Here is a 24,668-nt window from a genome sequence, read left to right as displayed (position 1 = left end):
TACGGAAAAATCTGTAGCATAATAAAGACAAGAAAGAGACGGGAGGAAGGCGATACGATGACAGCAATCTATACTTGCACGATGAATCTGGCAATCGATCTGTTTATTGAAACCGATTCACTGCAGCCGGATAGTGTCAATCGCAGTGTCGATGATGATATCCAGGCAAACGGCAAGGGTGTCAATGTGTCCCTGATTTTGAAGCAGATGGGGTTGAACAGTACGGCACTTGGGTTCAGCGGTGGTTTCACAGGCGCATACATTGATCAGTTTTTAGTGGAAAAGGAGATTCAAACCGATTTTGTTGAAGTGGAAGGGATGACGCGCATCAATGTGTTCACACAGGTCAATCACCCAAAAAGCGAATACAAATTAGTGAACAAGGGACCGGATATTCCTGAGGAAAAAATCACTCAGCTATTGGCACAGATTCGTCGTATTCCAACGGACAGCTATCTCTGTGTTTCCGGTAGTCTGCCTCAAGGGGTACAACCAGATATTATTCAAAAAATCAGCGAAATCACTGCACAAAATGGCGTTCATTTGATTGTTGACACCAGCTATCGCGAGGTGTTGGATACGCTGAAATACAAACCGTTTTTATTGAAGCCAAATGAAGAAGAGCTGGCTGAGTGGTTTGGCAAGGAACAGCTGACATTTGATGAATGCATCATGTACGGGAAAAAGCTTGTTGCGGCTGGTGCAGAAAATGTGCTCGTTTCTCTTGGCGGTGAAGGTGGACTATATATTACCAAGGATGCTGTTTATTCTGGTAACGCGCCAAAAGGCCATGTCGTGAATACAGCTTGTGCCGGAGATACGTTGTTAGGCTGTTTTATTGGAAATTATTTGAAGGGCTTATCTCCGGAAGCGAATCTGACATACAGTCTGGCGGCGGCTAGCTCTACAGCTTTTCAAAAGGGCCTAACCGATTTTTCAGATGTAGCCGCACTGAGTCAGCAGATAAAAGTTAGGAAGCTATAAGACAAGAAGTGAAAAGCAGGTAGGAAATAGCGTGGGTCGATGGATTGTTTCAAGAAAGAGAAAGGGGAAAAAAGTAAATGAGTAGTTATCGAATCGTTGCAGCAACAGGTTGTCCGACAGGGATCGCCCATACGTATATGGCGCAGGAGGCTTTAGAGCAGGCAGCAAAACGAAAAGGAATCACGATCAAGGTTGAAACGCATGGACAAGTGGGGATTGAAAATGCATTAACAGAAGCAGAAATTGCCGGGGCTGACGCGGTGATCATTGCGGCTGATAAGGATGTGCAAGCTGAACGCTTTGCAGGAAAACGTGTGATCGAGGTTTCTGTAAGTAAAGGAATCAAGGAACCGGATCAGTTGATCGATGATGCACTATCAGGTAAAGGAACGGTCAGAGGCGGGACAGCTGTTGTAGAAAAAGAAACGTCTGGTAGTGAAGGGAATTCTTCCAGTGGGATTGGTCACAGCATTTATAAAAATTTAATGAACGGTGTTTCTCATATGTTGCCATTTGTTGTCAGTGGTGGTGTGCTGGTCGCTATTTCTTTCTTGTTCGGTATTTATTCAGCTGATCCAAGCAGCAGCCAATACAATGAGTTTGCAGCGCAATTGAAAGAGGTCGGCGGCTTGGCGATGGGCATGATGGTGCCAATCTTATCTGCGTTTATTGCAGAAGGGATTGCAAAACGTCCTGGTTTAGTCGTTGGGTTCGTGGGCGGTTTGGTTGCATCCAATGGTGGGACAGGATTCCTTGGTGGTATCGTATCCGGATTTTTAGCAGGATACGTGATTCTTGGTTTGATGAAGCTTTTCAGCTCTTTGCCAAAATCGTTGGATGGACTAAAAGCAATTTTCCTCTATCCTGTATTAGGCGTATTCATCACTGGAATGATCATGACATTGGTCTCCGAGCCCATGTCCTCAATCAATCAGGGAATGATGGACTTTCTAGCAGGCTTCCAAAACTCAAGTCCGTTGATATTAGGTGTTATTGTCGGTTGTATGTGTGCTTTTGATATGGGCGGACCAATCAACAAAGCGGCTTATGTCACAGGGACAGCTCTATTAGCTGAAGGCAACACGACCTTTATGGCAGGTGTATCTGCTGCATGTATTGCACCACCGCTGATCACAGGTGTGGCAGTGCTTCTATTTGGAAAATATTTTGATACGAATGATCGCAATGCCGGTCTGGTCAACATTATTTTAGGAAGTACACATATCACAGAGGGCGCGATCCCATTTGCGGCAAAAGATCCAATTCGTGTCTTGCCAACAATGATGCTGGGTTCTTCCATTGCGGCAGTGTTGACTTATATGTTCAAGGTACAGGTTCCAGCCCCTCATGGTGGTTTTCTAGTATTGCCTGTCGTAACCCACGGGGTGCTTTGGGTCATTGCCATTTTAGCGGGTTCAATCGTTGGTGGCGTGATTCTAGGCTGGATTCAAAAACGTCGTGTTGAAAAAGCAGCGGCTTAGCCTGCTGACACAGGAGCTGATGAATAGCTCATACAGTGTTTTAGACAGCTGAATAGGAGGAATAAGAGAGACATGATCTCAGAAAATCAGATTTTTTTAAATCAAACGCATACAAATAAAGAAGAGGTGTTTCGGTTTCTAGCGGAACAAACCGTAGCACTTGGGATTGCTGATTCGGCTCAGCCTGTTGTTACTGCGCTAGAGCAGAGAGAATCAGAAGGGACAACGGGGATGATGGACGGCTTTGCGATTCCTCATGCGAAAAGTGCAGCGATCATCAAGCCTAGTGTTATGATTGTCAGCTTTACAGAAGGTGTCGATTGGGACAGCTTAGACGGACAACCGATTCGTTATGCGATTGCCTTGTTTATTCCGGAAGGCGAAGCAGGAACAACGCATTTGCAGCTATTATCAAAAATTGCCCGCATGCTGATGAAGCAGGATTTCAAAGAAAAATTTGCGGCTGCTCAGACACCGGCAGCGTTGAATGCATTGTTTACAGACTATTTGGATGGAGAGTAGAAAATGAGAAAAATCAGTCAGGAAAAATATAGAAAACTAGAAAATACAGCAAACAACGAAGGAGTTATCGGTGCCTTAGCGATCGACCAACGAGGCGCTCTGAAAAAAATGTTCCAAGCAGCAGGAAAAGCAGCAGATCAGCAGACTATTGAAGCGTTTAAGCGCCTTGTATCGGAAGAGCTGACACCATATGCTACATCGATTTTGCTGGACCCGGAATATGGCTTACCGGCTTCAAAAGCTCGTGCGGAATCTTGTGGTTTGCTATTGGCTTATGAAAAAACAGGATATGACACAACCATTCCCGGTCGTTTGCCGGACAGCTTGGCGGTATGGTCCGCTAAGCGCTTGAAGGAAGCAGGGGCAGATGCCTGTAAATTCTTGCTTTATTATGATGTAGATGAAGCAGATGAAATCAATGAACAGAAGAAAGCATATATGGAACGGATCGGTTCCGAATGTGTGGCGGAAGACTTGCCGTTTTTCCTTGAGCTGGTTTCTTATGATGCAGAAATTACGGACAGCAGTAGTGAGGAATATGCAAAGGTCAAGCCCAAAAAAGTGATCGAAATGATGAAAGAATTTTCTGACTCACGCTACAATGTAGATGTGTTGAAGGTCGAAGTACCAGTAAACATGAATTTTGTAGAGGGATATGGAGAAACAGCTTGCTATACACGTGAAGAAGCGTTGGGCTATTTCAAAGAACAGAGCGAAGCGACAGACCTGCCATTTATTTTCTTGAGTGCCGGAGTTAGTTCACAGCTGTTTCGTGAAACACTTCGTTTTGCGAAAGAAGCCGGTTCGACCTTCAATGGTGTTTTATGTGGACGAGCTACTTGGGCAAATGGAGTAGAACCTTATGCTGTTTCCGGGGAAGAAACGGCTGTTGCGTGGCTGCAAAAAGAAGGACGCAAAAACATTGAAGAGCTGAACGAAGTGCTGGCTGAAACAGCATCTGCATGGACAGATAAGTTAGTGGTTGAGTGAACCAATAGAGAATTGAGAATACTTCATGATAAATAGGCAATGGTAATGAGAAAATAAAAAAACAGTCAGAAATTCGCTAGGTTTTGAATGAACCAGTGAAGTTCTGACTGTTTTTTTATAAAAGCTGACAGGCAGCTGTCAACATTGGTTTGCTATGATGGTTTCAAGGAGGAGATTCGTATGAAAAAAGAAATCGCTGTACTACTTACAGAAAATTATGCAGATTGGGAGCTTGCTTTTATCTGTCCGGAATTGAATAAATATCGGGAGACAATTCATGTGGCCTATGTCGGCTTGGAAGATCGTCTTGTGACGAGTATGGGCGGACTTCAGGTGGCATCTGACTATACGGCAGAGGAATACCTCGAACAGCTGATGAAGGGAATGAAGGTAGATGTTTTGCTGATATGCGGCGGAACCTTTTGGGCAGAAAGAAATTATGAAGCACCTCTGGCCCAGCAGTTAGTAGAGCAATGTGTGGCAATGGGCAGTCAAGTTGCTGCCATCTGTGACGCGGTTACTTTTTTAGCAGCGCATGCCTATCTTAATGGGGCGAAGCATACGGGGAATTCACTGAGTCATTTTATCGATCATTGCTCTGATTATTCTGGTTCAGCGTTTTTCTTGGAAAAACAGTGTGTGCGTGACCAGCAATTTATCACCGCAAATGGAACGGCTACACTAGAGTTTGCAGCGGCAATTATGAATAAACTGGCGCATCATTCGAAAAAAGAAATTGAAGAGTGGTACCTGTTTCATAAAAAAGGTTTTTATAGCAGTTGATTGAATCAGTGGAAAAATAGTATTAGACAGCTTAGTAGGAGTTGTTCGATCTGTTTCAACCAATTAATGAGTTTCTGAGTAACACCGATCTGCCCTTTGCGATTCAGTAAAGCAGATGATAGTATAGAGAAATACGAATCGAAATGGATGGAAAAGTGAGGATGAACCTGTGGAATTGAATGAAAAGCTCAAGCAGCTGAGAAAAGAAAAAAACTGGACACAGGAACAGCTGGCAGAGAGGCTGTTCGTTTCCAGAACGGCTGTTTCCAAGTGGGAAAGCGGCAGAGGCTATCCAAATATCGATTCATTGAAAAGCATCTCTCAGTTATTTGCTGTGTCTATTGATGAACTGCTATCGAATGAAGAGCTGTTGATTGTTGCAGAGACAGAAAATCGTTCGGATCGTCTGACAACTCTGGATCTAAGCTATGCTTTGCTGGATTTCTTAGTGTTCCTATGTCTGTTTCTCCCTTTATATGGAGAAAGAGAAGGCGACATCATTCGTATGGTTTCCCTGTTTTTCTCGTCAGAATTGACGACACCCAGAGGGATCATATTTCTGGTTATTTTTAGTATGATCGGGTTGATCGGTCTGGCGGAGTTACTCGCATACTTAATGAAAAAGAACCATTGGATGCATTGGGGAAATCGGGTTTCATTAGGCGTTCATACAGGTATGGTACTGTTATTTTCTCAAGCGTTTCTCCCTTATGTAACAGCGTACTTGTTTATGATTTTTATAATAAAAGTTATTTTGTTAATCAAAACAAAAAAATAGAAACCGTACAACAGAGCCTTTGACACGGAAAGTGTCAGGGCTTTTTTTCGTTGCTACGATTCGTTTCTTGCGACGGTGGCAAGCCTAAGAAATAATGAGCCTGTATCCAAAATGATAATCTGAAGAAAGGAGGGTGTTATTCAAAATAACAATAGGGTTGTCTGATTTATGGACAATCAGAGGGATACAGAAAAATATAGAGGTGAAAAAAATGTATACAATAGATGTTCAATTATTCCGTGCTGTTAATAATTTGGCCAATCGATTTGCTTGGCTTGATGCGGTTGGAACGTTCGTAGCCACCTATTTTCCATTTTTCCTGGCTGCTTTTTTAGTAGTTAAATGGTTTCAAAAAAGAAAAGACGCAGCTTATCGTGTGGTGTTGCTGCTTTCGATCATCACTTTTGTCATTTCAGAAGTCATCGCAAAGCTGTTGGGCAAACTATATGAACATGTGCAACCATTTGCGGCATTACCAGAGGTTCATCAGTTGATCGAAAAAGACATCGGCAACAGTTTTCCGAGTGATCATACCGTGCTTATTTTCAGCTTTATGATTGTGCTATTTCTTCACACAAAGACAAAAAGTCGGTATGTGTATCTGCTGGTGGCTATTCTAGCAGGGCTTTCAAGAATCTTTGTTGGCGTTCATTACCCATCGGATGTGATTGTTGGCGCAACGATTGCAATAGTCGTCGGTTGTTTCTGCTATTACTTGTTAAAAAATAGCATAGCTTTAGAGAAGACTGAGGCAGTTTTTTCAACTATAGAGGCTCGTATTTTTGGGGAAGTGAAATGAGAAGCTGTAAAAAATAGCAACTACCTATAAAAAGCTTTTTCTAAAACTTTTTATAGGTAGTTATGTGCTAGCGATGACTATTTTTTTCATGTGGGACCGAACAAATTAGACACCTTGCTTTTCTCGGAACTCTACGATTGTCCCTTCAGGTGCACGAGCTTTACACAGAGAGCCACCTAGTACTTGATAAATGATTACCCCGTCTTTTCTGATAAAGACATCTTCAGAAAATTGGCTGTCTTGGATGAACTGTTTAAGGTCAGGCATCCAGAGGCAAAAATGGGCAATACCTGTGTATTCTTTATTGTCATGCTGTTTCAGGGTTCCTTTCCCCGTTTGCAGCTCGATATAGAAATCTTGTAGCTGCAGCCAAGAATTATAGCTTCGACCATGAAAATCAGGTGTTTCTTCTACTAATGTGAAGCCGATTTGTTGATAGAAAGCTACTGACTGTTCATAGTCGTTGGTTTGAATACAAATATGATGGACAAAGGACATGAAGTGAAGCTCCTTTCTTAATGGTAGAAGTCCGGCAACTATCCGAGCTATTACTCTTACTCAGGAAACTGCTGGCTGATATTTTTAAGACTTTGCATAAGCTCCGTTTTTTCTGCTGGTGGAAGCAGGAGAGACAGATTCTCTTCCAGTCCAATGAAAATGGCTTGAACTTCTTTTACAATGGCTGTACCTTTAGCTGTTAAATAAAGTCTTTTTTGCCGTTCGTTATCATCCGGAATTTTTCTAGTGATATATTCTTGCTTTTCCAATGTTTTCAGGAGGTTGGTAACCGTCGCATCCTGCTTCCCTAGATAAATACCTAGATTTTTTTGAATGGTGCCCGAGTTTGCAGCCACATAGTTTAGTGTTCGTGCTTGCTGAGTCGTGAGACCAACTTTTTTTAAGCGCTTCTGAATATATTCTTGCTGTAAGTTGTTGATGGAATAAAGCTGTTCCAATAGACTATCTGTCATACCAAATTTCATAATATCACCTCGTAGCTGCTTTTTTATTAAATAGTTTAATATACAACTTTTAAATTGACAAGAATAAAAAATCTGCGTATGATGTGTTTATCTAATAGTTGTATTTACAACTATGCGAATGAAGGGAAGTTAAATCATGACATTAACAGTGAAGCAACAAGAGAATACTATTGAAGAGTTTAAGCAAAATATAGCATTAACGGGCCGTTCAATTGAGCAAATCGCCAGAGACCTTCATACGGATGCAGAAACGATCAGACAAGTACAACAGCTGAATGCTCAATCGTTGGAAGAGCCATGGGTATTACGTAATTATCTGCTTCAAACGCTTGAACAGATGGGGAAAACACCTGTTGCCTTTTCTGCATTGGTCGGGGATCATCATCAGTATTGGTTTTTGAATGCAGCAAAAATCGACCAGAAAAAAATAGGTTGAGAACCCATTAAAAAGAGTTAGAAAACCATTATTTTTGAACGTATATATTTTAACAATCCAAAGGAAAGGTGCTATCCTTTTAAGTAGAAGAGACTGAAAGGAGATAGTAGTATGGACGTACCAAGCTATATATTGACTGATGGGCATCGGATACCGGCCGTTGGATTAGGGACTTATCAAATACGAGGGGGTCAGGGGATCGACCAGATATTGACTGCGATTCAGGATGGTTATCGCCTTCTTGATACCTCAACGAATTATGATAGTGAAGGAATTGTCGGAGAAGCCATTCGTCGCTCTGGCATTCCTCGGGCAGATTTTTTTGTGACAACGAAGCTGCCTGGAAAATACCATCATTATGAAGATGCACTGATGATGATTCAAGAATCCTTATGTCGAATGGGACTGGATTATTTTGATTTGTATTTGATTCACTGGCCTCTGCCGAAACGAGGCTTGTATGTCGAAGCTTGGAAGGCATTAGTAGCAGCGCAAAAAATGGGCTTGATTCGTTCTGTTGGAGTATCGAACTTTGAGCCGGAGCATTTAGACAAGATTATTGAAGAAACCGGTGTGACACCCGCAGTTAATCAAATTGAAATTCATCCTTATTGGGTACAGGAACGGATGGTACAGGAAAATAAGGAGCGAGGTATTTTGACGGAGGCATGGAGTCCTTTAGGGAGAGGAAGCGATGCACTACGTGAAGAGGTTATCCAAACTCTGGCTAAAAAGTATGAGAAAGAGCCGGCACAAATTATCTTGCGTTGGCATTATCAACGTGGCGTGCTCCCGATTCCTAAATCTCGTAATCTGATTCATCAACGGGAAAACCTGACGATTTTTGATTTTGAGCTGACACAGGAAGAAATCAAGCGAATCAACCAATTGAATCGACCGGATGGACGAATCGATGATCAGGACCCGAATGAATACGAGGAATTTGATTAGAGACAACCATTAGATATAAGAAAGACCGTTGCCGTCAGCTCTCAAAAGGAGCTGCGGCACGGTCTTTTGCTGTCTTAAATCAGCCCATACTACTCAAAGGCTTTGTAAATCCCGTGGTCCTGTGGTGCTGCTGTCACATGGTCCGCCAATTTTATCAGCTCTTCATCCGCGCTGCTTACAGCAATTTTTGTGTGCACGCCGGCAAACATCGGCACATCATTACTACCATTGCCGATCCCTATCGTATCTTCTTTGGAACGATTTAAATGCTGCAGCACACATTCGATTCCTATCTGCTTTGATGTACGCGGAGGCATGATTTCTCCACTATTTTTCCCGAAAGCTTGGATCGTGCTTGGCGAAATCGTATAATCCTGTGCTAAATCAGTAAGTAGCGTATCGAAGGGAATTTTTTTATTGAAAAAATTGATCTTACTGATTTTTTCAGTAATAAGACTGGTATAATCGATTGGTTTGATACATATTTTCCTTTTTTTTGAGACGAGTGCTTCTATACCGTCAATTTTTTTCCGAAGCTCTTCGTTGATCAGTATCGTTTGATTGCTGGCTAGATAAAAGTGAAGCTGTTTCTTTTCTAAGTAATTTGTCAAATGAAGGATATCTTCGACTGAAAAATAGCGTTCACTCAGTATTTTGTCTGCAAGTTGAATAAAGGAGCCGCCTGCACCCACAACACCACTGACAATTAAGTCATCTAGAACGAGCTGGTATTCTGGCCTTGCTCGTCCTGTGCAAAGAAAAACTTCGTGTCCCCTTTTTTGTGCGGCGCTGATTGCTTGAAAAGCACTCTCTGGAATTTGGCCAAAGTCGTCTGTTAAAGTACCATCGATATCGATAAAAATAATCTTATTTTTCATAGGTCTTTCTCCCCGTTCATGTTAGTATGAATACAGTATAGTCTGTATAGTAAATATACAGTCAAGGGGGGAGAAAAAATGCAGGCAAATTTATTATCAATCAGTGAGTTTGCGGATTTTTCAGGGATATCGCGGAAAGCACTTATCTTCTATGATAAAAATGACATACTGAAACCAGCTGAGAAAAATGAAAAGGGCTACCGTTTTTATACGAAACGACAAATTTATACTGTTTCTTCCATCAAACTACTGCAAGCATTGAATTATTCTTTAGATGAGATAAAGGATTTAGTGTCCAATTCAGAAACCTGGGACTATGCAAAAATCATCGAGGATCAGCTAGGGGAAATTGCCAAGCAGAAGGAGCAGTTAGAGAAGATGGAAAAGGTGTTGCAGCATCAGCAGAAGCTATTCAATCAGCCGGCTCCTTTACTGGATCGGCCAATTATAAAAACGGAGAAAATTCGTCGAAATATCACAATCGATCAAACCCATCTTTTGAGAAATCTGGGTCTTTCAGATGCTTTTCATATCGTCATCAGAGAATACCAGTCATTGCCCTATTTTTTTGAGGATGGTGGTGTATTGATTCGGAAGAATGCAGAGGGTGAATGGGTCGTATTTTTTTATCATTATCAGGATGAGGTGTGTGAAGAAATAGAGAGTGTCGTTTTCTATACAAAAGAGATTAGTAATAGTTCGTTTGATTCAATGGAAACGATTGATGATCTGCTTTCAATCCTATCCGTCACAGAGAATATTCCTTTACAAGAAACGATTTATTTGGAAATCAGCTTCACAGAATTTATTCCGATAAATAGAGACCGATTGCTGTTTAAATATATTATTCCAATACAGAATCACTAGAAAATCAATGCAAAAAACACATGGAGACTTTGATTCCATGTGTTTTTTATGCTCGATTATGGGCGTTGTTTCATCTATCAAAAGCTCTCTCACAAGTCAATGATCGTGTAGGTATAGCCAAGCGTTTCAACAACTTTCAACAAATCCGTTGTCGCAAGAAACAACGTTTTGGTGTTGTCGTTTGGATGAAAGCTCATGCGTGCTTCTGACAAGACCTCTTTCGTAAAATAGACATGAATGTCTTTCTCTATATTGTTCAGTAAGCCAAAAATTGAAACAGAGCCGGGTGTGAGCTTCGTCTTTTCCAGCAAAGATTCTGCCGAGGCCATTTTGATTCGGCTTTCTCCGACGATTTCTTTGAATTGAGCCATGTCCAGACGTTTGGCATCATCCATGATCAATAAATAAAAGGCTGTCTTCTTTTTATTAGTCAGAAACAATGATTTTGTCCGTGCGCCCTCAATGCCTTCGATAAAGCGGTCTGCTTCCTCTGTTGTAAACACCGGCGGATGCTCAACAATATCAAATGGAATGGAGAGCTGCTGCAACAAGTTCGCTATGTCCTTATACGCTGTATTCATTGATTATCATCGTCCTATCCCTAGTTTTCTGTACTATATATCAAGTATAATCTATACTTGGAGAAAGTGAAGAGGTTTAACGATAATCAGGACAAAAATATAGATACTGATTTCCAATGTGTTAGGCAAAAACTCTCGATTTTTCCACAATTGTCTTAGAAGGTGTCAATGTTGCTTGCTCAATGGTTTGACCCGTGTTTTTCAAGTATTCTTTTACAATATGATAGCCGATTGTGTAACCGGCATTTCTCGACAAGCCCACAGGTGAATACCCTTGTTCACGTGCGACTTCATCGCCATACATATATGCTGCTACTTGATCGAAACCACGTGCTTCACGCCCATCCTTGATCACTTCAATGGTATACGCCATCTCTTCCTCATCATAGTCCTGAACCCAGGGGCCTCGCTGCTCAATACCGTAAAGCTGCTCCGCAAAGACCTCAGCCAAGCCTTCAATGACCAAATAGTCTTCTACGCTTACATCACCATGATTAAACGGCTCGTAGGTAAAGCGAATATTGTGATTGAACTCGTGAGCCAAAGCAGATTTCAATCGTGTCTTGTTGAAAGCAGTAGGAAAGACAAGTAGTAGCATGTAGCCGGGAATGCCGCCAAAGCCGCTATAGCCTTCACTAGCCATGAGTATCTTGTTTTCCGGATCGCCCAACAAAATAGCTAAGGTAAATTCTTCAACAGGAATAGGATAGCCAATTTCACTGAAACGCTGAATCCCTGTGGTGAGTACATTCGTGCATTCCTCGAAAATTCCTGTTTGCTTCAATGGATCGATCTGGGCTTCAATGAGCCGTACATCTTTTCGTGGTGTCCAGATGCCTAGCATTTCTGAGGCCATCACCACATCATAGCCGCCTGGAGTTTTTGGTGTCATTGGTGCATTCAAATACTGCCACATTTTTTCCAGCGGCTTCATTAATTCGTAGCGATACCCATCTTCATTGCTGTTTCCTTGAACACACTTGTTGTAAAATGAGAGTGTATCGACGGTTGTTATCTTGATTGTATTCATTCCTAACGCCTCCTTGGGTGTTAGTTTAAACGTTGACGCGACGTGAATGTCAAGAAGAGAAAAAGAGCTCATCTGTTCAGTAGATACATCAATAACAAGAAAGTAGCATGGATAACTTGCTGCTGAGGTGATATATCGTATAGAGCAATGAGAGTTGGTAATCAGAAAAATAAACGAACCGCAAGTCGGATCAAGCGGTGATGTAGCACGCCGTTTATACTAACTATAGAGTGGTTGAAATGAGGTGGAAGAATGTACGAGTGGCAGAAGCAAATTCAAATGATTGTTGATGAAATCGATCGTTGTATCCAAAACTATAGTGATGAGGCATTGACCTTACGCTTTCTTTCTCGCAAGCTGGGTTATTCCGAGTTTTATACAACGAGAAAATTTAAAGAGATAACCGGGATGCAGTTCCGAGATTACCTGCGCCGCAGAAAACTAGCATTTGCCCTAAAGGAAGTTCGGGATAGCGAGAAAAGCATTTTAGCTATTGCCTTTGATTATGGATTTTCGTCACATGAAGCCTTTACGAGAGCATTCAAAAGGATGTATGGAACGAATCCGAGTGCTTATAGAAAAGAGCCTCACCCCGTCGTTCTTCGAACAAAAATCAATTCTTTCGACCGCTACTTTTTAGGACTGGGAGAGATCGGCATGGTAAAGTCAACAGAGGCTATCAAGAGTTATTTTGTAACGATTCCTGCACACAAGTTTTTATACGTGAAGAACACAGAGAGTAATGGGTATTGGGATTTCTGGCAAAAGCAAAGTCAGATTGAAGGCCAGGACTGTGATACGATTTGTGGTTTGCTGGATAGTATTCAGGGAATTTTGGATGATGATGGTGGAAGTGAACCCAACAGTGGTAGTGGACATGTGATGGCCTATATCATTGATCCGGAGGGTAGGCTATGTGATTGGAATATTCCACGTGTTGAGAGTTATGGCGTACGCCTTCCTGCTGATTATGAAGGCGCGGTTCCAAAGCAGATGCTGCTGATGGATGTACCGGAAGCAGAGTATATTGTTTTTGAACATGGCCCATTCGATTATGAACAGGAAAATCGAAGCGTGGAAGAACAAATGGAAACAGCCATGGCGGCTTTTGACTTTTCAGGAACGGACTATGTGTTCGATCCTACATCTGGTAGAATCATTTACTTTTATCATGATCCGGAACGATTTTGGAAATATATTCGACCTGTTCGAAGAAAATGAGTTGCTCGATAAATAGAGAAAGCCCCGATTGGACGACATGCATCCAATCGGGGCTGCTTGTTTTCAAAAGAGCGACTTAGTCTGCGGCTTTCCGGTCATCTTTCTAGAAACCTTCTTTTAATTTGATCGGCACATAACGCTGCATTTGCTTGTAGCCAAGGCCTCTTTCGATGTCATTGTTGTACTGGTTCTCTTCATCCAAGAAAGGCATATTAAACATAAAATCACGACTATCGTCAATTACAAAGTTGGTGGTGTCGACCCATTTCGCAATTTTGTCATGCACTTTTTGGATACTTTCGTCATCCTCATCAATACTGACAGCCATCGCATATAACCCACCTGGGAAATCAATAATGTTGAACGAACCGACATCGGCATCAGTCACACCCTCTTTCACCGAACAAATCATCTCGCCTCTATCTCCACCCTTAGGTAAAGCAAAATCTAGGCAATCGAAGAATATCGGCTGATACAAATGGAAATATTGCCATAGTTGGAACATATAGCCCCCAGGGGTGAAAATTTCTCCCCAAGTATGTTCGCCAGAAGAAACTGCTCTGAAGGGCGGTACTCGAACAACCATGACATCCGGTACTTTTTTATCCAGCTTATCCGTTATTTCTATCAAGCGACTGACGTTAGAGGGTTTTCCAATGTAGTCGATATTTGTTACTTGTGTTTCGATCTCTTTGGCTTTGTCATACAGCTGCTTGATATTTGAATCGTCGGTAAAGTTCACCTTTTCAATTTCTTTAATAAAGTCTAGTACAATTTCCTTCAATTCGTGCAGCAAGGCAACCTCGTCATCGATGGTATCAACTTTTTTCCCTAATACCTCTAGTACGACTTCCGATCCGGAAGCCTTAAAAATACGTTGGATATCCTTGATACTGATATTTAATTTACGCAAAATTAGAATTTGCTCCAGACGTCTCACTGCCTGCTCGTCATAGAGACGATAAGAAACCTCCTCGCTTCGAATACTGTCTAACAGCCCCATATCCTCGTAATAGCGCAGGGTACGCGCTGTCACATCATATTTACTTGAAACATCCCTTATTTTGATTAAATGATCCATTCGTCTATTGCTCCTTTCAATTATGCTACATAAAAAGTATACCCGCTTCCCTAAAGGAAGGGTCAAGAGGTTTTTGCTATGAAAATAATATGGTTGTCAGTAGTTGTAATGTATTAGTTAGCGTGACAATATGAATGTCCTATGTAATTCTGCTCAATCTGCTAGTTGATGTAGATGATAAAAGACATTACAGAGCTGCTATCAATAAAAGTAAATGAGACACATGAAAACAAGCCTTGGAGTAGTTTGAATTTATTGTGTGTCACTATTTCTCAGAAAATAGCATAATTTTTTTAAACCAGTGCGTATCACATAAAAAATAGCCTCTTGTGAATTCTTTATATATAGGAATTAATAGTTATCTAAGTTACAATTGGTTCAATTATACCAAAATTGGACACAAGAAAAATTGAATAGTGTCCTAATATTACGTTGAAGGATAGGATTTTCAAATAAGAGAATTTATTCTGTTAATAAGCTAATATAGTGTACTAGAGAGAGTCAAATAATGTTATAGTTGGAAAGAATACCCCCAAAAAATCAAATCACTACCGCAGTGATTTGATTTTTTGGGGGTATCTTATATAGGTAAAAAAATACTAATTTATATTCTCTTCCATTTAAAAAGTCGGCTATCCTTTCTGAAAAACAAATCGGCATTATTGAGGTGGAATATTTCTAACTAAAGGCTTGCCATTTGAGTCTAGCAAAGGTGTTAATCCTCCGCTTGCAGCATTTCGAAAATGTAGATATTGAACTCCTGTTAACTTATCTGTGATGATGAATATATCACTACCAAAGCTTGATTTTTCTTTTTCTACTTCAAATCTCTTCTCCATCTTTATAACCTCTTTCCTAAGAATTTTGAATATTTAAATATTCATTGTACAGTGATTTTGGGCTGTTTTTTAACTCTTCTGGTGAACCATATTCAATTAAGATTCCTTTCTCAAGAACTAATATGACATCACATGCTTTCAAATTTAACATCTTATGAGATATATGGATGACCATTTTACTATTTGATAATTGTTCAATTTGAGAAAGTATATTTTTTTCTGAAATAGGATCTTGAGCAGCCGTAGGTTCATCAAGAATTAGTATATCAGAATTTTTATATAAAGCCCTTGAAAAAGCAATCTTTTGAGCTTCGCCTCCAGATGGAGAGAACGATTTATTGGAAAAATCTTTATATATATAAGTTTCTTCTTTTTCACAAAGTTCTTCTATCAGGTCATTTACAGAGGTTGCAGAAATTGCATTGTCAAAGTTTTCTTTTATATATTTATGATTGGTACAGATATTATCCTTAACACTAAAAGAAAATAACTTGAAATCTTGATAGACAACACTGAACAGCTTGGAGTAGGTTTCATAAGAAATCTCTTGGATATCTAAACCGTTAATCAGTATCTTTCCTTCAGATGGCATATACAATTTAGTTAATAGTTTGATTAATGTAGATTTTCCCGAACCATTTGCACCAACTAAACCGATTTTTGTTATATTTTTTGTTATAAAAGATATATTTTTTAAAGCATACTCTTTTTGATTTTTGTATTTGAAAGAAACATTTTGAAATTCAACTACCAATGTTGATTCATCTTTTTTAAATGGAATCTTACCTATACGCATCTCTTGTTTGAGCTCGCTAAACTTTATAAACTCAGAAAAATATATATTGTATTGTTGCAAGTCTATAATATTGCTCATGATCGATTTTATTGTGGAAGAGAAATTGGAGACCGCATTTAAATACATAGAGAAATCGCCAATGCTTAATATCTTTTTTGAAATTCTGTTTATTAGAATGATATATAGAATTATTTGTTGCAGAAATTGCATACAGGCAGTAAGGTTTGATGAAAATGTAATGTTTTTCCCCATCTCTTTATAAAATTTCTCATTAACATCTAGTTGATACTTAAATTTACCCATCAACCATTTTCCTAGGTTATCAATTCTTATATCTTTACCAAATGAATAATCAGACATTATTTGAGAATAGTACATCCCCCGACGTTCAAAATTTACTTTTTCTAGTTGAATATAAGTGTTCTTTCTCTTAGCCCGCACTTCAAAAATTAGAATAAACGATGTGATACTTGCTATTAGTAAAAATATGCTGATGCCTAATTGTGCAACTAAACCAATTAACGTAAGAAGATAAAGAAAATTTCCTATTGTTGAAAAGAAAGTTTCTACCGATTGACCAAATCCTTGTCCATCGGAATACATAAATTTGTATGCTTTTTCTTTTAAGTTTAAAAATTCTTTACTCTCCAATTCCTCATAATCAGCAAGAATCATTTTTGTGTTTATTTCAATCTGAAAGATATTAAACAACTTAATTTTTTTTGAAAAAATTTGTTGTTGTAATAGATTTAAGGAGAATGACATGATTAGATTGATAACAAGAAATGTAGTAATCAACCATAAAATATCCTGTATTTCTTTGGGTTCAATAATCCAATCAATAATATATTTTGGAATTATCAATGATAAAAATGAAGTTAAAACAGAAAGAATTTGAATAGCAGCTAAGTAGATAATATAGCGTTTATCATGCTGCCAACAAAACTTAATTAGGTAAATAGTTCCTTTAAACATTTGCTTTTTCCATGTTTTCAGTTAATCTGACAATAATATGTTCTGCCATTTTCTTATGCATATCACAGTCTGTTTCTGATAATTTATCAATCTGCCCACTGTTTAGTTCGTTTAGACCAAGACAACCGTTACACATAGTATTCATAAAACAGCTTTGACACTTAGGATTCTTTTTTTTATTATTAAACTTTTCTAAATTAGTTAGAATGTTATAAGCTTTTTTAGAACTGAGCAGAGCTTCGTCATTGATATCTCCAAGAAGATGATCTTTATTATCGGTAAACATGAAACAAGGATAGATACCACCATCAGCTCCGACTGACAGAGTACCGATTCCTGCGTCGCAAATATATCCGTCGTTTCCTTGCTTTGACACAAGAGCTTGAACTATTCTGTTTATTAATGAATATGATGTCATTCCATCATCCCATTCATCAAAGATATCATCAACAGAATCAATCAGATGTGTATTAGAATCCAAAACAAAATTATCTTCTGGTGTGCCACCAGCTGGTACGAGATGTATTGGAATATCTCCGAATAGCTTATTACAAGTATCGACACACTCCTTCACAGTTACATTATTATCTGTATGACTTTTATTATAGGTAACTTCAATTGTTCCAGGCTGATTTGTTTCATTTTTTAGATATGATACTTTATCGATGATAACTTGGCTTGTTCCTCGACCATTACTGTAAATTCTATTGATATCGTTGACAAGTCTGTGACCATCAAAACTGACAGTAACGAATAAGTCGTGTTTTTTTACTAAATCGATAAATTTTTTATTAATCAATGTTCCGTTGGTAACTAAACCAATAGACGTCTTTCTGTCTTGTGTATTGTTTATTTTTTTCACATAATCACAAACTATTTCCATGTTTCTGATGGACATTAAAGGCTCCCCACCGAATAGTTGAATATTTTGAATGTAATCATAATAAGAAAAAAATTTATCTAATGTGGTTTTCAATGTTTCTTCCTTCATAATATGTTCATCCGAATGGTAATTTCCACCATTAGCATAGCAGTACTTACACTCTAAATTACATGAATTAGTAATATTTATTGCTAAGCGTGACAGAACTTTTTCAGAGATAATAGGGCTTTGGTTCTCAAGTTTACTGTCTAGCTTACTCGGATTTTTTTTTGAATATCCTTCTATCTGTTCTTTAAAATTCAAATATTCTCCTTTTGAAATATGGATATCCTCAACTTCTTCAAACTCTTTTTCATCACATATTGATTGTATCAGCGATTCTGCAGTATCATTAATACTGAAGAATCTATATGTATCTGGAAAGTAAGCTACATGTGTCTGTTTCCTTTTTATAAAATGTACTCTCATAACAATCCTCCTTTAAAAAAATATAGACAGAAATTGATTCGTTTCTGTCTATAACTATTATTGACTAGTCTTTACAACCTAAACCACAAATACCTCCAGAAGTACAACCAAATCCACATAAACCGCCACCTCTTGTTTGCAGATTTTCATCTTCTGTAAATTGTTGCATATTAACTTCATTCATCTTAATTTCATTCATTGACTAGCTCTCTCCTCCTATTTTATTTCTCACAGCCCAGTCCGCACCAAGAGCCTGCATTTCCGCACCATCCACCACATAGCCCTCCTAAACGAGGATCTATCATATTAATATTTGCTGTTGAGTTGATTTCAATTATTTCGATTTCTTCCCTCATAGTTCTTTTTTCTCCTTTCCAACAGTATGTGCCAACTAAATTACTTGTTGACACTGTAGTATTAGTTTTATGATGTTAAACGCAACTGAAAAAGGGGCCACTGGATGATTCAAAAAGGGGCCAAAAATTAGTTTAGCCATTTCTTTGTATCTTCTACACGAAAAGATGGACCACTGAGATCCAACACATGAGCCCGATGGGCCAAACGGTCCACCATTGCTGCTGTAAGCATTGGATCTTTAAAGGTTTCTTCCCAGCGATCGAAGGACAGGTTCGTCGTGATGATCATCGAGCCGGCAGTCGTTCGATTCGAGAGAAGATTAAAGAGAATCTCGCTTCCTATTTGATCAAATGACACATAACCTAATTCATCTAGAATAACTAAGTCGTATTTGCCAAACCGGCGCTTATAAAAATTCAACTGGTTCGCACTCATGGATTCTTTTAGTTCGATGACCAAGTTAGGGATATTCGTAAAGAGGACACTTTTTCCGGAAAGACAGGCTTCCATTCCGAGAACAGTTGCTAAATGGGTTTTCCCAACGCCAGGATTGCCCATTAAAATAAGATTCTCTTTTTGATCGATGAATCGTAATGTTTTCAACTCTTTGATTTGTTTCTTCATTTTCACTTCTAAATGACTGTCCATGTAGTCATCGAACGTCACTTTACTTGGCAATTTTGATTGACGAATCAGTGTTTGAATCCGATTGTTTTGCCGCTGTTCAATCTCTAACGTAAGCAGCTGTGTAAGAAACTCCTCAAAATTTTGATCCAGGTCGATCGCTTGCTGGAGTAAAGTGGAATAGTTTTTCTTCAGATAAGGTAATTTTAATTGCTTGGCATATGCTTCGATCATTTATTGGCCGCCTTTCTCACTTGGTGGATCAGATTATATTCCTGCAGTTGGTTTCTCGCTTCATTTACCGCTCGACTAGGTGGTGTTTTAGAGACCTTATGGTCTTTCAACGCTTCTTCTTCTAACTGGATGATCAATTGATCCAAAGAGATACTTAAATGATTTTCAATAAATTGAAGAAATCTACGCGGGGTCTTTTGATAATACTGAAGAAAACAATGCCGCAACTTAGGTGTCTTCTTCAAAACAAGCGAGTGTTCCAATGACTTAGGCTTCCGTAAAAAAGTCGTTAAATAATGACGAATATCGATCGAGTATTGCTTTTCTCCCTTCTGAATAAGGTGTGTCGCGATAATCTGGCTGGAACCGACAATTTTCAGTTCATTGAGATAACGTTTCACGATGACTTTCTGACCAACCAGATAATCTGGAACGGAATAGTAGTTGCCATTCACATGGACAAAACTATATTTATCTACGGTTTGCTTTGTAGTGATACCGTAGTCATAAAATCCTCGGAGCGGCTGTAATTGTGCCTGTTCCACAGCGATCGTCGAGTCTAAGTTTAATTCAAGTATAGCTTGATCTAAATGTTTTTGGGCATGTCCAATCGATTCAAACTCATACTGTTTTGTGAACGCTTTTCGGCGTAAAACCTGCACACTTTTCTCTACGTGTCCCTTTTCATGGCCGCTGAAGGGATTGGTCACCACTGGCTCAAAGCGATAATAAAGAGCCATTTTCACTAACTCGTCATTGAGTTCCTTCTCATGTCGGCCGACAAAGCGTTTCACTACGTTTCGCATATTGTCATAAACAACCGTAGAGTAAACACCCTGAAGCTGTTCAAAGAAACAAATATGGGCATCCAAGAAAACCTGTTGGTTGGCAGATTCATAGAGCTTTCCCCAGCGGTAACCAGAAGCTGGGCAAGAGAATACCGCGATCGTCAATGTTCTCTTTTGTTGGTTGATCAGACATTTTACTTCACCAAAATCAAACTCGGTTCGATAACCCAATGGGTAAAGCTGCTTGATATACGCCTCTTTTTTTGCTTGAAGTTTTTCTCGAATATATGGACGTAATGTACTCTGTCCAATATCAAACCCTTCTGATACCAACATTTCGTGAATCGCTACAGTGGTCAATCGTTGTTTATGAGGACCAAGCTGTTTGGCTTTTAATTGATCAAATGCGAGAATTTCTTCGACCCGTTGGTCGATTTCAGGTGTATATTTTCTAGGTTGCCTATTCTCTGTTTGATAAGTTGGTGGAGCCGTTAACTGCTCTTTTTTTATCGGATTGGCAGGATCTTGTTCCAATGATCGTTGTGCTGCTTGATACTGCCGCCAGTAACGACCAACAGTTTTTCGATTGAGACCCAGTTCTTTCGCAACAGAACGTTGAGAACGGCCACCTTCCAGCAGACGAATGATTGTTAATTTATCCATAAAAGTTATCACTCCAAGACCTCCAATAAGTAAATTGATTCTTTACTTATTGTGAGTTAGTAGTGGTCCCTTTTTCAACCATCGTTTCTATGAAAAGTGGCCCCTTTTTAAACTAGCATAAACAGTTTTATTTATTTTGCAATTTTTAATATCTGTAATGCATTCAATAGATTGCCCATTTGCCCATCTAACACGTTTTTTATGAACACTGTTAGGAACTTCTAGTAGTTCAGAGTTACTTACTTCATAGATAGCAATGATTTTTTGTTCGTCTAGTTCATAATAAATGCATACTAAATATTCGATTTCTTCCGCCTTAGCTTTACTGATTGCCCAATCCCCCAAGACTCTATTTTTTAAAGTTTCTTCTTCCTGTGAGGTTAACTGTTTTCCATCTACTATTTGATGTATAAGATGATCTATTTCCTTGTTGTTTTCTATTGCTTGATTATATTTATCTAAACCAGCTTTCTTTAGTTCTTTTACTGTTTTAGGTCTTAACTTTGTTTTTATTGGAACTCCCCAAATTTTCGATAAAGTTCCTTTGTTTTCGAGCATCCTTTTGTCCAGTAATAGTTTATTCATGAGTTTTTCCTCCATTTATTTAATTGCTAATATTCAACTATTCCATTGTAATAAACGATAGAGGCATAATGTGACTAGGTAAGATGTATAATAAGAGTTTTGAAAGGGGAATTTTGATGAATAAAAAAATGGATATTAAAGTGATTGTATTGTGTGCTATTGCGGTAGTGATGAATGTTATTCTTGGTACTGTTATTGCCTATTTGAATATTCCTTTAGTCTATCTAAGCGGAATAGGCACAATTTTTATTGCGGTAAACTTTAAGATGAGATATGGGGTTATCACAGGCTTCACTACTCATTTATTGTTAGCGATAATACACGGACCATCATCGTTAGCATTTGGCTTATCTAGTATGGTTAATGCAATAGTAGCTAATGTATGTTCGAGACGTAAGTTTAATGTAGTTCAAGCGGTAGTGACAGGTATTTTAATTTCTTTAATCGGTTCTCTAGTTAGCGTTTGTATTCGATTAGTTTTGTATGGAGGTTTTTCAAACTCGATTACAGATGTTCTAATTTTAGCAGTTAGAAGTTCAGGTGTTGCAATGTTTATAGCTGCCTATATTGGAGCTGTAACAGATAGCATTTTTGATAAGATTTTATCTTGTCTACTAGTTATGCAATTGAGCAAATTACCACAGCTTAAAAAGTTTTTCACTTCCTCTGTTTTTGCAGATATTGAAGAAAGTAGTTAAAATAAGCGACTTACTCAAAAAAGAGTGGGTCGCTTTTCTCATATTTAGTCGGTGTCTAAGGTCACAACGAATTTAGGAATAACTTGGAACTTCCGGTTTTTCCAAAAGGGGTAATTATCTATTGCATTTTTAGAAGAAGTGAAATAAAAAAGCCAGCCATTTCTGACTGACTTCGTGGTTACACAAGTGGTCACACGAAATGCCAAATTTGCATAAATTTATTATTCTGGAATAATTCAATGGTGCAGAAACCCTTATAAATCAATGGGTTTGTGAGTCATTCACCTGTATATTATTCCCACTCAAAAATAAATGATCTTTATCAAGTGATATTTACTTGATTTAATAGTATTTTAGTCAATTTGAAATGCTTTAAAATGAGTGTGTTTTTCTTAGACTGTTATCAAAGAGTTATCAATAATACGAAAAATTTTCTGATAAAAAACTTAATCTAAAGATAGGTAGCTTTATGATTCTGGTCAGTTTAACAAAGTTACTAGCCCTACAACTAAAAGAATAGTTGCTGCTAAAACAACGATGAAACCGTTAATAAGCAAAATGTTCTTTCCGGCATCTGTTAGAGGTTTAGTTATTGGAATCGAAAGTAAATCAGATTTTTTCTTGATAATTAGTAAATATGCTGTCACGTAGAAGAATATAGACATATAAAAATATTGAATATAATCAGGAACAGGAACTACGATTAAAAAAATTATTGATAATACAAAAGCTGATGCGAAAATTATTCTATCTCTGTTCATGAGAACCCTCCCAATGTAAATGATTTTTATTAATAAGCAATTTGCAATTGTTGTCTTGATTTGAAATATGATCTACTGAAATAACTGTTAATTTTGGATAATTCTTTTTTATATTATTGATAATGTTCTTCCTGGTTTCCAAGTCTATATTTGACAATATTTCATCAAGTAGAAGTACTTTTGGAGCTTTAGATAATGCTCTAGCAATTCTAAATTTTTGTAGTTCCCCAGTACTTAGTAAACACTCCAACTCTTCGAGAGTAGTTGAATACCCTTTTGGTAAGTGTTCGATTTTTTTGTTTAGAAGTACAATCTCAAATAATTTTTTTAGATAAACAATGTTCTCAGATGATAGCTCATCTTGAATAGTATCTGAAATGAAACCTTGATTAGATGAAACATATACAACATTTTTTGCTAAGTTCTCAACACAGATGTTTTTCAGATTAACTCCATCTATACGAATAATTCCATTGTAGGTTTCGATTTGTTTAGATAAACATTTGAGAAAAACTGTTTTTCCAGAACCATTTATACCAACCAAATCAATCCATGCTCCTTTTTTTATTTCCAGTTTACTTGAAAATAGAAAGAAATCTAATTTATCTTTTATTTCAAAATCTAAGACTTCAATTAGAAATCTGGGTTCAACTAGATTTCTATTTGAAGGTCTTCTGTCTTCTTGCTTTTTCTCTAAGTAAGGAAGCAGTCTATCAAAGTATACATCATTTATTTTGTTAGTTCCAATTAATGATAATAAGTCTGCTAATGCGGGGAATAAGAGCGCTGAATAACTCTGGAAAGCCATTAAAGTTCCTAAAGTCAATCTGTTAGTAATCACTAAATATACTCCAAAGAATAACGGACTATATATTGCTAAAGAGGATATCACAGAGGAGATTACATATATAAGATTTTGTCTGACTAGGACTTTTTCAGTTGCAGACTTATGTATATTAAGAGCAGTGTTGATCCTTTTTTGAGAATAGAAGACGAAATTAAAAAGTTTGATAATGTATCTGTTAGAAAAATCTTTTTTGTATATTTCTAAAAAGGCATCTTTAGTATTTTGTGCAATCAATATATTTTCTTTTAAATGATTGCTACTCCAAATTACCCAGAAAGTGTAGATAGGAATAAGTGAGATACATATTAGCGTTAACAATGGACTAAGGCTCATTGAAATAATGAAGTAGCCAAAAACTAATATTAATTTTTGGAGTATAGTACTCAAAATTTCAAGTTCATTATTTACGAATTGTTCAGAATCATTTAAAAGTAAAGTCTGTATTTTTCCTGATTCAACTTTATCAGAAGAGTGGTCAGAAATTATGCTCGAGTAAATACGATATCTGATATCTTTAATAATTGTCTGGCTTAAACTTGCGAAATACTTGGTATTGATAAAATTAAATACTATTTGTAATAAGATGATTATTAGGAAAATTATGATGAGTATGGATAGAGTAGTCAAATTTTTAGTAGCTATAACATCATCAACTAAGTATTTTGATAATAAAGGAAGTGGCAGAGCCAACACGGTAACCAGAAATAGTGTAATTAGAAAAATATAAATATTTTTTTTAATGTTAGTAAAATACGTCATTAATCTCAATATAAATTACCCCCCCT

At 38.0% G+C, this 24,668-nt stretch carries 28 protein-coding genes; 12 read left to right on the top strand and 16 right to left on the bottom strand.

The window, feature by feature from the left end; genetic code table 11:
- Nucleotides 1-57: 57 nt before the first annotated feature.
- From pfkB to A5888_RS11445, 7 genes are all read left to right on the top strand, one after another.
- Entirely contained in the window at nt 58-984 is a 927-nt protein-coding gene (gene pfkB, locus A5888_RS11475) for a 1-phosphofructokinase (RefSeq protein ID WP_086349596.1), read from the top strand.
- Nucleotides 985-1,061: 77 nt separating this feature from the next.
- Nucleotides 1,062-2,465 (top strand): PTS fructose transporter subunit IIC, encoded by a 1,404-nt coding sequence (locus A5888_RS11470; RefSeq protein WP_086349597.1) that lies wholly within the window; start codon nt 1,062-1,064, stop codon nt 2,463-2,465.
- 72 nt (nt 2,466-2,537) lie between these two features.
- On the top strand, nt 2,538-2,987 hold the full coding sequence (locus A5888_RS11465) for a fructose PTS transporter subunit IIA (protein WP_086349598.1): 450 nt from the start codon (nt 2,538-2,540) through the stop codon (nt 2,985-2,987).
- A 3-nt stretch (nt 2,988-2,990) separates the two neighbouring features.
- Nucleotides 2,991-3,977, top strand: coding sequence for a tagatose-bisphosphate aldolase (gene lacD / locus A5888_RS11460; protein WP_086349599.1), 987 nt, complete (start codon nt 2,991-2,993; stop codon nt 3,975-3,977).
- 180 nt (nt 3,978-4,157) lie between these two features.
- Entirely contained in the window at nt 4,158-4,760 is a 603-nt protein-coding gene (locus A5888_RS11455) for a DJ-1/PfpI family protein (protein WP_086349600.1), read from the top strand.
- A 169-nt stretch (nt 4,761-4,929) separates the two neighbouring features.
- A complete protein-coding gene (locus tag A5888_RS11450; RefSeq protein WP_086349601.1) occupies nt 4,930-5,538 on the top strand; it encodes a helix-turn-helix domain-containing protein in 609 nt (202 codons plus the stop codon).
- 211 nt (nt 5,539-5,749) lie between these two features.
- Nucleotides 5,750-6,337 carry an undecaprenyl-diphosphatase gene (locus A5888_RS11445; RefSeq protein ID WP_139843870.1) on the top strand — a complete coding sequence of 196 codons (588 nt, stop codon included), beginning with the start codon at nt 5,750-5,752 and terminating at the stop codon, nt 6,335-6,337.
- A gap of 105 nt (nt 6,338-6,442) precedes the next feature.
- Here the strand turns inward: A5888_RS11445 and A5888_RS11440 are convergent, their stop codons facing one another.
- Together A5888_RS11440 and A5888_RS11435 are read right to left on the bottom strand one after the other, a co-directional pair.
- Nucleotides 6,443-6,835 carry a VOC family protein gene (locus A5888_RS11440; protein WP_086349603.1) on the bottom strand — a complete coding sequence of 131 codons (393 nt, stop codon included), beginning with the start codon at nt 6,833-6,835 and terminating at the stop codon, nt 6,443-6,445.
- 56 nt (nt 6,836-6,891) lie between these two features.
- Nucleotides 6,892-7,320: a MarR family winged helix-turn-helix transcriptional regulator gene (locus tag A5888_RS11435; protein ID WP_249274499.1), complete on the bottom strand. Its 429-nt coding sequence runs from the start codon at nt 7,318-7,320 to the stop codon at nt 6,892-6,894.
- A 136-nt stretch (nt 7,321-7,456) separates the two neighbouring features.
- Here A5888_RS11435 and A5888_RS11430 point away from each other — a divergent pair, with 136 nt between their 5' ends.
- Nucleotides 7,457-7,756 carry a DUF2316 family protein gene (locus tag A5888_RS11430; protein ID WP_086349604.1) on the top strand — a complete coding sequence of 100 codons (300 nt, stop codon included), beginning with the start codon at nt 7,457-7,459 and terminating at the stop codon, nt 7,754-7,756.
- Between the two features lie 111 nt (nt 7,757-7,867).
- The gene (locus tag A5888_RS11425; protein WP_086349605.1) at nt 7,868-8,707 is read left to right on the top strand and encodes an aldo/keto reductase; all 840 of its coding nucleotides are present in this window, start codon (nt 7,868-7,870) and stop codon (nt 8,705-8,707) included.
- An 89-nt stretch (nt 8,708-8,796) separates the two neighbouring features.
- Here A5888_RS11425 and A5888_RS11420 read toward each other — a convergent pair whose 3' ends face one another.
- Nucleotides 8,797-9,585, bottom strand: a complete 789-nt coding sequence (locus A5888_RS11420; RefSeq protein WP_086349606.1) for an HAD family hydrolase — start codon at nt 9,583-9,585, stop codon at nt 8,797-8,799.
- A 78-nt stretch (nt 9,586-9,663) separates the two neighbouring features.
- Between A5888_RS11420 and A5888_RS11415 the strand changes: the two genes are divergently transcribed.
- Entirely contained in the window at nt 9,664-10,452 is a 789-nt protein-coding gene (locus A5888_RS11415) for a MerR family transcriptional regulator (protein ID WP_086349607.1), read from the top strand.
- A gap of 89 nt (nt 10,453-10,541) precedes the next feature.
- On the opposite strand, the gene A5888_RS11410 is transcribed toward A5888_RS11415, so the two are convergent.
- Together A5888_RS11410 and A5888_RS11405 are read right to left on the bottom strand one after the other, a co-directional pair.
- Complete coding sequence (locus A5888_RS11410; RefSeq protein WP_086349608.1) at nt 10,542-11,033, bottom strand: prolyl-tRNA synthetase associated domain-containing protein; 492 nt, start codon at nt 11,031-11,033, stop codon at nt 10,542-10,544.
- A 121-nt stretch (nt 11,034-11,154) separates the two neighbouring features.
- On the bottom strand, nt 11,155-12,063 hold the full coding sequence (locus A5888_RS11405) for a DUF2268 domain-containing protein (protein ID WP_086349609.1): 909 nt from the start codon (nt 12,061-12,063) through the stop codon (nt 11,155-11,157).
- A gap of 252 nt (nt 12,064-12,315) precedes the next feature.
- Here A5888_RS11405 and A5888_RS11400 point away from each other — a divergent pair, with 252 nt between their 5' ends.
- Nucleotides 12,316-13,284 carry a helix-turn-helix transcriptional regulator gene (locus A5888_RS11400; protein ID WP_086349610.1) on the top strand — a complete coding sequence of 323 codons (969 nt, stop codon included), beginning with the start codon at nt 12,316-12,318 and terminating at the stop codon, nt 13,282-13,284.
- A 103-nt stretch (nt 13,285-13,387) separates the two neighbouring features.
- Here A5888_RS11400 and A5888_RS11395 read toward each other — a convergent pair whose 3' ends face one another.
- The 9 genes from A5888_RS11395 to A5888_RS11355 all read right to left on the bottom strand — a co-directional run bounded on the left by A5888_RS11395 (nt 13,388) and on the right by A5888_RS11355 (nt 21,577).
- On the bottom strand, nt 13,388-14,365 hold the full coding sequence (locus A5888_RS11395) for a MerR family transcriptional regulator (protein ID WP_086349611.1): 978 nt from the start codon (nt 14,363-14,365) through the stop codon (nt 13,388-13,390).
- A 659-nt stretch (nt 14,366-15,024) separates the two neighbouring features.
- On the bottom strand, nt 15,025-15,204 hold the full coding sequence (locus A5888_RS11390) for a DUF6440 family protein (RefSeq protein WP_339101624.1): 180 nt from the start codon (nt 15,202-15,204) through the stop codon (nt 15,025-15,027).
- Between the two features lie 16 nt (nt 15,205-15,220).
- Nucleotides 15,221-16,975, bottom strand: coding sequence for an ABC transporter ATP-binding protein (locus A5888_RS11385; RefSeq protein WP_339101623.1), 1,755 nt, complete (start codon nt 16,973-16,975; stop codon nt 15,221-15,223).
- Nucleotides 16,968-18,326, bottom strand: coding sequence for a radical SAM/SPASM domain-containing protein (locus A5888_RS11380; RefSeq protein ID WP_339101622.1), 1,359 nt, complete (start codon nt 18,324-18,326; stop codon nt 16,968-16,970). Before A5888_RS11380 ends, A5888_RS11385 begins: the two co-directional genes overlap by 8 nt.
- A 64-nt stretch (nt 18,327-18,390) precedes the next feature.
- A complete protein-coding gene (locus tag A5888_RS11375; protein WP_283160594.1) occupies nt 18,391-18,525 on the bottom strand; it encodes a hypothetical protein in 135 nt (44 codons plus the stop codon).
- A 22-nt stretch (nt 18,526-18,547) separates the two neighbouring features.
- Complete coding sequence (locus A5888_RS11370; RefSeq protein WP_339101621.1) at nt 18,548-18,682, bottom strand: hypothetical protein; 135 nt, start codon at nt 18,680-18,682, stop codon at nt 18,548-18,550.
- 127 nt (nt 18,683-18,809) lie between these two features.
- Nucleotides 18,810-19,541: an IS21-like element helper ATPase IstB gene (gene istB / locus A5888_RS11365; RefSeq protein WP_086347227.1), complete on the bottom strand. Its 732-nt coding sequence runs from the start codon at nt 19,539-19,541 to the stop codon at nt 18,810-18,812.
- Complete coding sequence (gene istA / locus A5888_RS11360; RefSeq protein ID WP_086348506.1) at nt 19,538-20,992, bottom strand: IS21 family transposase; 1,455 nt, start codon at nt 20,990-20,992, stop codon at nt 19,538-19,540. The genes istB and istA overlap by 4 nt, the downstream gene beginning before the upstream one ends.
- A gap of 87 nt (nt 20,993-21,079) precedes the next feature.
- Nucleotides 21,080-21,577 carry a hypothetical protein gene (locus A5888_RS11355; protein WP_339101620.1) on the bottom strand — a complete coding sequence of 166 codons (498 nt, stop codon included), beginning with the start codon at nt 21,575-21,577 and terminating at the stop codon, nt 21,080-21,082.
- A gap of 116 nt (nt 21,578-21,693) precedes the next feature.
- On the opposite strand from A5888_RS11355, the gene A5888_RS11350 reads away from it, so the two are divergent.
- Entirely contained in the window at nt 21,694-22,275 is a 582-nt protein-coding gene (locus A5888_RS11350; protein ID WP_086349616.1) for a hypothetical protein, read from the top strand.
- A 479-nt stretch (nt 22,276-22,754) separates the two neighbouring features.
- On the opposite strand, the gene A5888_RS11345 is transcribed toward A5888_RS11350, so the two are convergent.
- Together A5888_RS11345 and A5888_RS11340 are read right to left on the bottom strand one after the other, a co-directional pair.
- Entirely contained in the window at nt 22,755-23,036 is a 282-nt protein-coding gene (locus A5888_RS11345) for a hypothetical protein (protein ID WP_339101619.1), read from the bottom strand.
- Nucleotides 23,023-24,642 (bottom strand): ABC transporter ATP-binding protein, encoded by a 1,620-nt coding sequence (locus tag A5888_RS11340; RefSeq protein ID WP_339102080.1) that lies wholly within the window; start codon nt 24,640-24,642, stop codon nt 23,023-23,025. The genes A5888_RS11345 and A5888_RS11340 overlap by 14 nt, the downstream gene beginning before the upstream one ends.
- Between the last annotated feature and the right edge of the window lie 26 nt (nt 24,643-24,668).

This window comes from Enterococcus sp. 9E7_DIV0242 (assembly GCF_002140975.2).
GTDB classification, from domain to species: Bacteria; Bacillota; Bacilli; order Lactobacillales; family Enterococcaceae; genus Enterococcus_L; species Enterococcus_L clewellii.
Note: the sequence above shows the minus strand (reverse complement) of the source record. Positions and strands in the feature narration are given on the sequence as shown.

What these genes read in the sequence shown, in the direction of transcription:
- pfkB (WP_086349596.1), top strand. Translation starts at nt 58, where the DNA reads ATGACAGCAATCTATACTTGCACGATGAATCTGGCAATCGATCTGTTT.
- A5888_RS11470 (WP_086349597.1), top strand. Translation starts at nt 1,062, where the DNA reads ATGAGTAGTTATCGAATCGTTGCAGCAACAGGTTGTCCGACAGGGATC.
- A5888_RS11465 (WP_086349598.1), top strand. Translation starts at nt 2,538, where the DNA reads ATGATCTCAGAAAATCAGATTTTTTTAAATCAAACGCATACAAATAAA.
- lacD (WP_086349599.1), top strand. Translation starts at nt 2,991, where the DNA reads ATGAGAAAAATCAGTCAGGAAAAATATAGAAAACTAGAAAATACAGCA.
- A5888_RS11455 (WP_086349600.1), top strand. Translation starts at nt 4,158, where the DNA reads ATGAAAAAAGAAATCGCTGTACTACTTACAGAAAATTATGCAGATTGG.
- A5888_RS11445 (WP_139843870.1), top strand. Translation starts at nt 5,750, where the DNA reads ATGTATACAATAGATGTTCAATTATTCCGTGCTGTTAATAATTTGGCC.
- A5888_RS11440 (WP_086349603.1), bottom strand. Translation starts at nt 6,835, where the DNA reads ATGTCCTTTGTCCATCATATTTGTATTCAAACCAACGACTATGAACAG.
- A5888_RS11435 (WP_249274499.1), bottom strand. Translation starts at nt 7,320, where the DNA reads ATGAAATTTGGTATGACAGATAGTCTATTGGAACAGCTTTATTCCATC.
- A5888_RS11430 (WP_086349604.1), top strand. Translation starts at nt 7,457, where the DNA reads ATGACATTAACAGTGAAGCAACAAGAGAATACTATTGAAGAGTTTAAG.
- A5888_RS11425 (WP_086349605.1), top strand. Translation starts at nt 7,868, where the DNA reads ATGGACGTACCAAGCTATATATTGACTGATGGGCATCGGATACCGGCC.
- A5888_RS11420 (WP_086349606.1), bottom strand. Translation starts at nt 9,585, where the DNA reads ATGAAAAATAAGATTATTTTTATCGATATCGATGGTACTTTAACAGAC.
- A5888_RS11415 (WP_086349607.1), top strand. Translation starts at nt 9,664, where the DNA reads ATGCAGGCAAATTTATTATCAATCAGTGAGTTTGCGGATTTTTCAGGG.
- A5888_RS11410 (WP_086349608.1), bottom strand. Translation starts at nt 11,033, where the DNA reads ATGAATACAGCGTATAAGGACATAGCGAACTTGTTGCAGCAGCTCTCC.
- A5888_RS11405 (WP_086349609.1), bottom strand. Translation starts at nt 12,063, where the DNA reads ATGAATACAATCAAGATAACAACCGTCGATACACTCTCATTTTACAAC.
- A5888_RS11400 (WP_086349610.1), top strand. Translation starts at nt 12,316, where the DNA reads ATGTACGAGTGGCAGAAGCAAATTCAAATGATTGTTGATGAAATCGAT.
- A5888_RS11395 (WP_086349611.1), bottom strand. Translation starts at nt 14,365, where the DNA reads ATGGATCATTTAATCAAAATAAGGGATGTTTCAAGTAAATATGATGTG.
- A5888_RS11390 (WP_339101624.1), bottom strand. Translation starts at nt 15,204, where the DNA reads ATGGAGAAGAGATTTGAAGTAGAAAAAGAAAAATCAAGCTTTGGTAGT.
- A5888_RS11385 (WP_339101623.1), bottom strand. Translation starts at nt 16,975, where the DNA reads ATGTTTAAAGGAACTATTTACCTAATTAAGTTTTGTTGGCAGCATGAT.
- A5888_RS11380 (WP_339101622.1), bottom strand. Translation starts at nt 18,326, where the DNA reads ATGAGAGTACATTTTATAAAAAGGAAACAGACACATGTAGCTTACTTT.
- A5888_RS11375 (WP_283160594.1), bottom strand. Translation starts at nt 18,525, where the DNA reads ATGAATGAAATTAAGATGAATGAAGTTAATATGCAACAATTTACAGAA.
- A5888_RS11370 (WP_339101621.1), bottom strand. Translation starts at nt 18,682, where the DNA reads ATGAGGGAAGAAATCGAAATAATTGAAATCAACTCAACAGCAAATATT.
- istB (WP_086347227.1), bottom strand. Translation starts at nt 19,541, where the DNA reads ATGATCGAAGCATATGCCAAGCAATTAAAATTACCTTATCTGAAGAAA.
- istA (WP_086348506.1), bottom strand. Translation starts at nt 20,992, where the DNA reads ATGGATAAATTAACAATCATTCGTCTGCTGGAAGGTGGCCGTTCTCAA.
- A5888_RS11355 (WP_339101620.1), bottom strand. Translation starts at nt 21,577, where the DNA reads ATGAATAAACTATTACTGGACAAAAGGATGCTCGAAAACAAAGGAACT.
- A5888_RS11350 (WP_086349616.1), top strand. Translation starts at nt 21,694, where the DNA reads ATGAATAAAAAAATGGATATTAAAGTGATTGTATTGTGTGCTATTGCG.
- A5888_RS11345 (WP_339101619.1), bottom strand. Translation starts at nt 23,036, where the DNA reads ATGAACAGAGATAGAATAATTTTCGCATCAGCTTTTGTATTATCAATA.
- A5888_RS11340 (WP_339102080.1), bottom strand. Translation starts at nt 24,642, where the DNA reads ATGACGTATTTTACTAACATTAAAAAAAATATTTATATTTTTCTAATT.